6 protein-coding genes and 1 pseudogene are annotated in these 9,802 nt (G+C 72.8%); 5 read left to right on the forward strand and 2 right to left on the reverse strand.

The window, feature by feature from the left end; all coding sequences use genetic code 11:
• Nucleotides 1-1,667, reverse strand: a 1,667-nt coding sequence (locus P1P75_RS35855) for a molybdopterin-dependent oxidoreductase (RefSeq protein ID WP_319263380.1), incomplete at its 3' end; no start/stop codon positions are given.
• Nucleotides 1,668-1,779: 112 nt separating this feature from the next.
• Nucleotides 1,780-2,457 carry an ElyC/SanA/YdcF family protein gene (locus tag P1P75_RS35860; RefSeq protein WP_319263381.1) on the reverse strand — a complete coding sequence of 226 codons (678 nt, stop codon included), beginning with the start codon at nucleotides 2,455-2,457 and terminating at the stop codon, nucleotides 1,780-1,782.
• A gap of 312 nt (nucleotides 2,458-2,769) precedes the next feature.
• On the opposite strand from P1P75_RS35860, the gene P1P75_RS35865 reads away from it, so the two are divergent.
• The 5 genes and pseudogenes from P1P75_RS35865 (at nucleotide 2,770) to P1P75_RS35885 (ending at nucleotide 9,720) form a co-directional block, all read left to right on the forward strand.
• Nucleotides 2,770-3,573, forward strand: a complete 804-nt coding sequence (locus tag P1P75_RS35865; protein ID WP_319263387.1) for a sirohydrochlorin chelatase — start codon at nucleotides 2,770-2,772, stop codon at nucleotides 3,571-3,573.
• A 90-nt stretch (nucleotides 3,574-3,663) separates the two neighbouring features.
• On the forward strand, nucleotides 3,664-4,917 hold the full coding sequence (locus tag P1P75_RS35870) for a deoxyguanosinetriphosphate triphosphohydrolase (protein ID WP_319263382.1): 1,254 nt from the start codon (nucleotides 3,664-3,666) through the stop codon (nucleotides 4,915-4,917).
• 111 nt (nucleotides 4,918-5,028) lie between these two features.
• Nucleotides 5,029-6,294, forward strand: coding sequence for an FAD-dependent oxidoreductase (locus P1P75_RS35875; RefSeq protein WP_319263383.1), 1,266 nt, complete (start codon nucleotides 5,029-5,031; stop codon nucleotides 6,292-6,294).
• 68 nt (nucleotides 6,295-6,362) lie between these two features.
• Nucleotides 6,363-8,267, forward strand: coding sequence for a DNA primase (gene dnaG / locus P1P75_RS35880; RefSeq protein ID WP_319263385.1), 1,905 nt, complete (start codon nucleotides 6,363-6,365; stop codon nucleotides 8,265-8,267).
• 77 nt (nucleotides 8,268-8,344) lie between these two features.
• A pseudogene (locus P1P75_RS35885) lies at nucleotides 8,345-9,720 on the forward strand (sigma-70 family RNA polymerase sigma factor).
• The last annotated feature ends 82 nt before the right edge of the window (nucleotides 9,721-9,802 follow it).

Consider the following 9,802-nt stretch of genomic DNA (forward strand, 5'->3'; position numbering starts at 1 on the left):
GACGGGGAGGACACCGGTTTCGACGTGTTTCCGGAGGACCCCGCTCCCTCCGGCGTCGGGGAAGGGGCCGGGCAGGGCCAGAACACCCCGTTCTCCTCCACCAGCCGCCGGTAGGTGATCCCGGAGTAGTCCGCGGGCCCGCCCGCGCTCGCCCGCCGCAGCTCCTCGAAGACCTCTTCGGGATCGGTGGGGAAACCCTTCTCCACCCCGAGCCGCGCGGCCAGCTCGTGCAGCACCTCCAGGTCGCTGCGCACTCCCGCGGGCGGAGTGATCGCCCGCTGCCGCAGCAGCACCCGCCCCTCCAGGCTGGTCATGGTCCCGGTCTCCTCCGCCCACTGCGTGACGGGCAGGACGACGTCGGCGAGAGCTGCCGTCTCCGACAGCACCACGTCGCAGACGGCGAGGAAGTCGAGGGACTTGAGGCGTTCCTCGATGTGCGCGGCACGCGGTGCGGACACCACCGGGTTGGACGCCATCAGCAGCAGTGAGCGGATGTCGGTGCCCAGCGCGTCCAGCAGCTCGTAGGCGCTGCGCCCCGGTCCGGGGAGGCTGTCCGGGTCCACGCCCCACACGTCGGCCACGTGCCGGCGCGCCGCCGGGTCGTCCAGCTTGCGGTAACCGGGCAACTGGTCGGCCTTCTGCCCGTGTTCGCGCCCGCCCTGCCCGTTGCCCTGCCCGGTGAGGCAGCCGTACCCGGAGAGCGGACGCCCGGCCCGGCCGGTGGCCAGGCACAGGTTGATCCACGCGCCGACCGTGTCGGTGCCCTTGGACTGCTGCTCGGGACCGCGCGCGGTGAGCACCATCGCGGCCTCCGGCTCGCAGAACAGGCGCATGGCCTCCCGCAGGTGTGGAACGGACACCCCCGTGATCCGCTCCACATGCTCCGGCCAGTGGGCCATCGCCGCCGCCCGCGCCTCCTCCCAGCCGGACGTCCGCTCCCGTACGTACTCCTCGTCGACCCGCCCCTCGGCGACGACCAGGTGCAACAGCCCGAGCGCCAGGGCGAGATCGGTGCCGGGCCGGGGCATCAGGTGCAGGTCGGCCTGCTCGGCGGTCCTGGTGCGCCGCGGGTCGACGACGATCAACGTGCCGCCGTTCTCCCGAAGTTCGCTGAAGAAGCGCAGTGCGGGCGGCATGGTCTCCGCGAGGTTGGACCCGACGAGGATCACGCACCCGGTCTTCGGGATGTCCTCCAGCGGGAACGGCAGGCCTCGGTCGAGACCGAACGCCTTGATGCCGCCGGCCGCCGCGGACGACATGCAGAAGCGTCCGTTGTAGTCGATCTGCGAGGTGCCGAGGACCACCCGCGCGAACTTGCCGAGCGTGTACGCCTTCTCGTTGGTCAGCCCGCCGCCGCCGAAGACGCCGAGCGCGTCGGGCCCGTGCCCGGCCCGGATCGCCCCCAGCTCGCCGGCGATCCGGTCGAGTGCCTCGTCCCAGGTCGCGGGCACGAGCGTGCCGCCGGAGCGCACCAACGGGGAGGTCAGCCGCACCCGGGACGAGAGCACCGCCGGCGCCGTGCGGCCCTTGCCGCACAGCGCGCCCCGGTTCACCGGGAAGTCCACGCGCTCGGTCACCTCGACGCCGCCCTCCGGCGTGGGCGACAGATTCATCCCGCACTGCAGGGCGCAGTACGGGCAGTGGGTGGGCGTCGAGGTGGTCTCCATACGTTTCAGCGTGCTTCGGCCGTGTTACGCCCCGTGCGGCGTCCTGTTACGGCGATGTGCTGGTGCCCTCCCCCCGGACACCCACCCGACGTGAGGCGAGTCCCCGCTGGCCCTACTCGCCCGCCCCCAGCGCCCGCGTCACCCCGGGCTCCTTCGGACCGAGGAACCGGGGGTCCGGCTCGAACACCGCGTCCAGGGCCGCCTTGCCGGCCGCGAGGATCTCGCGCGTGCCGCCGTAGTACCAGGTCACGTCGTGTCTGGCGTCGACACCGACGCCGTACGAGTCGACGCCCGCCGCCTCGCACAGGGCGACCGCCCGCCGGATGTGGAAGCCCTGGCTGATGAGGACCGCCCGGTCGACGCCGAAGATCTTCTTGGCGCGCACGCAGGAGTCCCAGGTGTCGAAGCCCGCGTAGTCGCTGACGATCCGCGTGTCCGGTACGCCGTGTTCCGTCAGGTAGGTGCGCATGGCGTCGGGCTCGTCGTAGTCCTCGCGGCTGTTGTCGCCGGTGACGAGCACGACCTTGACGCGCCCCTCCCGGTACAGCGTCGCCGCCGCGTCCAGCCGGTGCGCGAGGTAGGGCGACGGCTCCCCGGCCCACAGACCGGCGCCGAACACCACGGCGACGTCGGTGCGCGGTGCGTCGGCCGTCGTGCCCAGTCGGTCCGCGGTCGACACATGCAGCCAGGTGGCCGGAAGCAGCCCCAGCACGCAGGCGGCCATCACGCCCTGCACCAGCCGCCGCCACCCCGTCCGGGTGCGCGGCAGCCGCGGCCGACGGATCTTCATACGGTGTCCTCCTGCTGCCCGTCCGGACCAGCTTTCCGGCTTCGACCAGGGAAGACGCAACGAGCCGTGGTCCGGTTCGACCCTGCGCCCGTCACTCGGGTCACACGCCCGCCCCTCGCCCCGCACCTCACATCACGGCCCCGCGCGCGGTGAACGCCCGGAAAACACTCGTGACGGTCGCGCAACGGCGGTGCAACCTCGCACCGCCACCATCGGTTCATGACGGCGTCGCTCTCCCTGTACGACGAGTCCGACCACCGCCCCGGCAGCCCGCTGTCCGCCGGCGTCCACCTCGACAGTACGGCGCACATCATGAACCGGATCAGCTCCCAGCTCGCCAGCCAGCTCAGCCTCGTCTCGCTCGACGGCCGCCGGCGCCCCGGCCCGCCCGCCCTGGTGGTCGTCGCCCACGGCAGCCGCGACCCGCGCGCCCTGAGCACCGTCAGCACGCTCCTGGACCGCGTCCGCGACCTGCGCCCCGGCCTCGCCGTGCGCCTCGGGCACATCGAGCTGAACGAGCCGCTGCTCTCCGACACCCTCGCCGACCTCGACGCGGCGGACACGGCGGACGCCGTCCTCGTCCCGCTGCTCCTCAGCCGCGGCTACCACGTGCGCCGGGACATCCCCGAGATGGCCGCCGCCGTGCGGGTACGCACGCGCGTGGCCGCACCGCTCGGCCCGCACCCCCTCCTCGTGGAGACCCTGTACACGCGTCTCGTCGAGGCCGGCTGGCGCACCCGGATGACGCAGGCCGAGCGACGCGCGAGCGCGGTGGTCCTCGCGGCGGCGGGCTCCCGCGACCCCGACTCGGCCGTCGACACCGGCCGTACGGCCCAGCTCCTCGCGGACCGCCTCGGCGTCCCCGTGCTCCCGGCGTACGCCTCGACGGCCGCACCCACCGTGCCCGCGGCCGTCCGCGCCCTCGCCGCGCGAGGCCGTCACCGGGTGGCCGTCGCCTCCTACTTCACGGCCCCCGGCCGCTTCGCCACCGAGTCCGCGCAGGCCGCCCCCTGGATCGCCGCGGCCCCCCTGGGCACCCACGAGGCGATGGCCCGGCTGGTCCTGCACCGCTACGACCAGGCACGCGTCGCGAGCGTCACCGGCAACGCCGCCTGAGGGGGCGCGAGGCGGCGAGCGCGCGCCCCGCACCGAACCCGGCGGCCGGATGACGCCCCGATTGTCACTGCCGCCGCTTACTGTCGAGACATGCCCTACGACGTGCCGTCAACAGAACGCTGGGCGGTCGAGCCCGACAAACGCCCCGGCCGCACCGCCTTCCAGCGCGACCGTGCCCGCGTCCTGCACTCCTCGGCGCTCAGAAGGCTCGCGGGCAAGACCCAGGTGGTGACCCCGGGCACCCGCACCGACGCCTGGGACGCCACCCCCCGCACCCGCCTCACCCACTCCCTGGAGTGCGCCCAGGTCGGCCGGGAGCTGGGTGCGGCCCTCGGCTGCGACCCCGACCTCGTCGAGGCGGCCTGCCTCTCCCACGACCTCGGCCACCCCCCGTTCGGGCACAACGGCGAACAGGCGCTCAACGACTTCGCCCGCGACTGCGGAGGCTTCGAGGGCAACGCGCAGTCGCTGCGCCTCCTCACCCGCATCGAACCCAAGCGCTTCACCCCCGAGGGCTCCGTCGGCCTCAACCTCACCCGCGCCACCCTCGACGCCGCCACCAAGTACCCCTGGCCGCGCGGCGGGCATCCCACCGACCCGGCCTCCCCCAAGTTCGGCGTCTACGACGACGACCGCCCCGTCTTCGACTGGGTCCGCAAGGAAGCCCCGGCCGGGCGCACGTGCTTCGAGGCACAGGTCATGGACTGGTCGGACGACGTGGCCTACTCGGTGCACGACGTCGAGGACGGCCTGCACGCCGGCCACATCGACCCCGGCTCCCTGCGCGCGGAACCGGAGCGCGCGGAGGTCTTCCGCGTCGCCGTCGGCCGCTACGTGCCCGCGGACACCGACCCGGCGGAACTCGCCGCCGCCCTCGACCGGCTCCAGGACCAGCAGTGGTGGCCGCACGGATACGACGGCACGGCCGTCGCCCAGGCCCGTCTGAAGGACGCCACCAGCCAGCTCATCGGCCGCTTCTGCCTGGCCGCCGAGGCCGCCACGCGCGCCAGGTACGGCTCGGGGCGCCTCACCCGCTACGACGCCGAACTCGTCGTACCGCACGGGACGCGCCTGGAGTGCGCGGTCCTCAAGGCCGTCGCCGACCGGTACGTCATGCAGCGCGCCGAGCAGGAACTGCTGCGAGCGGACCAGCGCGTCGTCATCAGCGAGCTGGCCGAGGCGCTCACCGCCCGCGCCCCCGACGGCCTCGACCCCCAGTTCCGCGCACTCTTCGACGTGGCGGCCGACGACCGTGCGCGCAAGCGGGTGATCGTCGACCAGATCGCCTCGCTCACCGACCCTTCGGCCCGTTCCCTGCACGCCCGCCTCACCGCAAGGCCCTGAACCCGGCAGCTTGAACGGGACTCGCCCTGGCCTGATCGGGTCATCCCCCCTTCCGCCCTCATCCCGCGTGCGGGAGGCTCGGGTGGCGGCAGTCTTACGAGGAGGCATCACGTGGTCGACGCGGATCAGACATTCGTCATCGTCGGAGGAGGCCTGGCCGGCGCCAAGGCGGCCGAGACACTGAGGACCGAGGGCTTCACCGGCCGCGTGATACTGATCTGCGACGAACGCGATCACCCCTACGAGCGCCCGCCGCTCTCCAAGGGTTTCCTGCTCGGCAAGGAGAGCCGCGAGAGCGTCTTCGTGCACGAGCCCGCCTGGTACGCGCGCAACGACGTCGAGCTGCACCTGGGCCAGACCGTCGACGCCATCGACCGTACGGCGAAGACGGTCCGCTTCGGCGACGACGGGACCCTCGTCCACTACGACAAGCTGCTGCTGGCCACCGGCTCCGAACCCCGCCGCCTCGACATCCCCGGCACCGGTCTCGCGGGCGTCCACCACCTGCGCCGCCTCGCGCACGCCGAGCGCCTCAAGGGCGTCCTCGCCGCGCTCGGCCGCGACAACGGCCACATCGTGATCGCCGGCGCCGGCTGGATCGGCCTGGAGATCGCGGCGGCGGCCCGCGGATACGGCGCCGAGGTCACCGTCGTCGAACCGGAGCCGACCCCGCTGCACGGCGTCCTCGGCCCCGAGCTGGGCAATGTCTTCGCCGAACTGCACCGCGAGCACGGCGTCCGCTTCCGCTTCGGCGTCCGGCTCACCGAGATCGTCGGCCAGGACGGCATGGTCCTCGCCGCCCGCACCGACGACGGCGAGGAACACCCGGCGCACGACGTGCTCGCCGCGATCGGCGCCGCCCCGCGGACCGCCCTCGCCGAGGCGGCCGGACTGGAGCTGGCCGACCGCGTCCACGGCGGCGGCATCGCGGTGGACACCCGGCTGCGCACCTCCGACCCCGACATCCACGCCGCCGGCGACGTGGCGTCCTTCCCGCTCGGCCTGTTCGGCACCACCCTGCGCGTCGAGCACTGGGCCAACGCCCTGAACGGCGGACCGGCCGCCGCCCGCGCCATGCTCGGCAGGGACGTCACCTACGACCGGGTGCCGTACTTCTTCTCCGACCAGTACGACCTGGGGATGGAGTACAGCGGGTGGGCGCCGCCGGGGACGTACGACGAGGTGGTGATCCGGGGGGACGCGGGCAAGCGGGAGTTCGTCGCGTTCTGGGTGAAGGAGGGGCGGGTACTGGCCGGGATGAACGTGAACGTGTGGGACGTCACAGACCACATCCAGAAACTGGTGCGGACCGGTGCCCCGGTCGACACCGAGGCGCTGGCAGACCCGCACGTCCCCCTGGAGCGGCTGACCACGTAGGCGTCGCCCGGTCCCCTGTGGGGGTTCGCGGTCCTGGGGATGTCGGTCCACCCCCGTAGAATCACCACGTGGCAGGACGGATCAACGACGAGGACGTGAAGGCGGTTCGGGACGCGGTTCCGATCGACGCCGTGGTGTCCGAGTACCTCCAGCTACGCAACGCGGGCGGCGGCAACCTCAAGGGCCTCTGCCCCTTCCACGACGAGAAGTCACCGTCCTTCCAGGTCAGTCCCAGCAAGGGTCTCTTCCACTGCTTCGGCTGCCAGGAGGGCGGCGACACCCTCACCTTCGTGATGAAGGTCGACCACCTCTCCTTCTCCGAGGCCGTCGAGCGCCTCGCCGCCCAGGCCGGCATCACGCTGCGCTACGAGGAGGGCGGCTACAACCCCTCCCACCAGCGCGGCGAACGCATCCGCCTGGTCGAGGCCCACAAGATCGCCGCCGAGTGGTACGCCGAACAGCTCGCCGTCAGCCCCGAGGCCGACGCCGGCCGGATCTTCCTCGCCGAGCGCGGGTTCGACCAGGCCGCCGCCGTCCACTTCGGCGTCGGCTACAGTCCCCAGGGCTGGGACCACCTCACCCGCCACCTGCGCGGCAAGGGCTTCAGCGACAAGGAACTGACCCTCTCCGGACTCGCCCAGGAGGGCCGCCGCGGTCCCATCGACCGCTTCCGCGGCCGGCTGATGTGGCCCATCCGCGACATCGGCGGCGAGGTCGTCGGCTTCGGCGCCCGCAAGCTCTACGAGGCCGACAACGGCCCCAAGTACCTCAACACGCCCGACACGGCCATCTACCGCAAGTCGCAGGTCCTTTACGGCATCGACCTTGCCAAGAAGGACATCGCCAAGGTGTCCCGCGCCGTCGTCGTCGAGGGCTACACCGACGTCATGGCCTGCCACCTGGCCGGCGTCACCACCGCCATCGCCACCTGCGGCACGGCCTTCGGCACCGACCACATCAAGATCCTCCGCCGCCTGCTGATGGACAACGGCTCCGCGCGCGTGATCTTCACCTTCGACGGCGACGCGGCCGGCCAGAAAGCGGCCCTGCGCGCCTTCGAGGACGACCAGAAGTTCGCCGCCGAGACATACATCGCGATCGCGCCGGACAACATGGACCCCTGCGACCTGCGGCTGGCCAAGGGTGACGAGGCCGTCGCCGACCTCGTCGAACCCCGCACCCCGCTGTTCGAGTTCGCCCTCCGCCAGATCCTCGCGCGCTACGACCTGGAGACCCCCGGCGGCCGGGCCGCCGCCCTGGACGAGGCCGCCCCGGTCGTCGCCCGCATCAAGAACAGCGGTGCCCAGCACGAGGTCGCCGTCCAGCTGGCCGGCATGCTCGGCATCCTCGACACCCAGTTCGTCGTCAAACGCGTGGCACAGCTGGCCCGTTGGGCCCGCGACCGTGGCGGCAGGGGCCCGGCGCCCGCCCGCGGCGGCTCCGCCCAGCCCTACGAGGCCGCCCCGCGCCCCACCGCCGGCGGCCCCGCCCTCACCCTGCGCAACCCCGTCTACGCCACCGAGCGCGAACTGCTCAAGCTCGCCCTCCAGCGCCCCGAACTGGTCTCCCCGGCCTTCGACGCGTACGGCGTCGACGAGTTCACGGCAGCCCCCTACGCCGCCGTACGCGAGGCGATCCAGGACGCGGGCGGTGCCGAGTCCGGCGTGCAGGACGGGCAGGAGTACCTGATGCGGGTGCGGGACGCCGCGCCCGACGACACCGTGCGCGCCATGGTCACCGAGCTGGCCGTGGAGCCGATCATGCGGCGCGCGGTCGACGACGTGTACGCGGGCAACGTCCTCGTGCAGGTGCGCCGGCGCGCCGTGGAACGCCGCGTCCGCGACGTCCAGTCCCAGCTGGCCCGGCTGTCCGCCGGCGGCGACCCCGCCCAGCTGGCCGCCGTACAGAACGAGCTGTGGGTCCTGCAGCAGTACGACCAGGCGCTGCGCGGGCACGGAGCCGCCGCTCTCTGAGCAGGCCCTGACCAGCACCGTCAGCACCCGGTCACGGACCGGACGCAAAAAGTCATCGCACGCCCCTCGTGGCGGCGATGTGTCGTACTCCACACTGGGGTCCGGTACCTGAGACCGACCGGCATTCGGAGGGTGGGTCTGAGCCCTCGGAGCGCGGCCGATCCGTCCCCCGCGGGTCCCACACCCCGCGGTTCCGCTCATCGCGGACGGGACGGACAGCGGTGAGGCCGCCTCCGCCCTCGTAGCAGCGCTGCCGCAACCTCCGGCAGCGATCACCCTGGAGGTCGCGCCCGTGCAGAGCCAGACCCTCATCCAGACCGACACATACGGCGACGGCACGGAACCGGACGGCGAGACGGGCGTCCTGGTCGCGGTCCCGCCGCAGAACCGTGCCGCGCGCCATCCGGAGACGGCCATGGAACCGGAGTCCGAGCCGGCGGACCCGGCACCGGAGAACCCGCCCGCCGAGGCGCTCGCCGAGACGCCCGACGAGACCCCCGAGCCGGTCGAGACGCCCGCCCGGCGCTTCGTCGACACCTCCGCCCCCTCCTCCGACCTGTTCCGCCAGTACCTGCGCGAGATCGGCCGGATCCCGTTGCTCACCGCCGCCGAGGAGGTCGAGCTGGCCCGCCGCGTGGAGGCCGGCCTGTTCGCCGAGGCGAAACTGAGCGGCACCCCCGACGTGGACAGCGACCTCGCCCTCGACCTGGACAAGCTGGTCGTCATGGGCCGGATGGCCAAGCGCCGCCTCATCGAGTCGAACCTGCGCCTGGTCGTGTCGGTCGCCAAGCGCTACGTAGGCCGCGGCCTGACCATGCTCGACCTCGTCCAGGAGGGCAACCTGGGCCTGATCAGGGCGGTCGAGAAGTTCGACTACGCCCGCGGCTACAAGTTCTCCACGTACGCCACCTGGTGGATCCGCCAGGCCATGTCCCGCGCCCTCGCCGACCAGGCCCGCACGATCCGCGTCCCCGTCCACGTCGTGGAGCTGATCAACCGCGTGGTCCGTGTCCAGCGCCGGCTGCTCCAGGAGCGCGGCTACGAGCCCACCGCCGACGAGGTCGCCGCCCAGCTCGATCTCGCCCCCGAGCGCGTCGGAGAGGTGCTGCGGCTGGCCCAGGAGCCCGTCTCCCTGCACGCCCCGGTGGGCGAGGAGGACGATGTGGCCCTCGGCGACCTCATCGAGGACGGCGACGCCGCCAGCCCCGTCGAGTCGGCGGCGTTCCTCCTGCTGCGGGAACACCTGGAGGTGGTCCTGTCGACGCTCGGCGAGCGCGAGCGCAAGGTCGTCCAGCTCCGCTACGGCCTGGCCGACGGCCGCCCCCGCACCCTGGAGGAGATAGGCCGCATCTTCGGCGTGACCCGGGAGCGCATCCGCCAGATCGAGTCGAAGACCCTCAACAAACTCCGCGACCACGCCTTCGCCGACCAGCTCAGGGGCTACCTGGACTGAGGACGACGCCTTCCGCCCCCGCCGCCCCACCCGTCCCGGCGGGGGCGGAAGGCGTCGTCCTCAGTCCAGGTAGCCCCTGAGC

Source organism: Streptomyces sp. ID05-39B, assembly GCF_033794725.1.
Taxonomy (GTDB): domain Bacteria; phylum Actinomycetota; class Actinomycetes; order Streptomycetales; family Streptomycetaceae; genus Streptomyces; species Streptomyces bobili.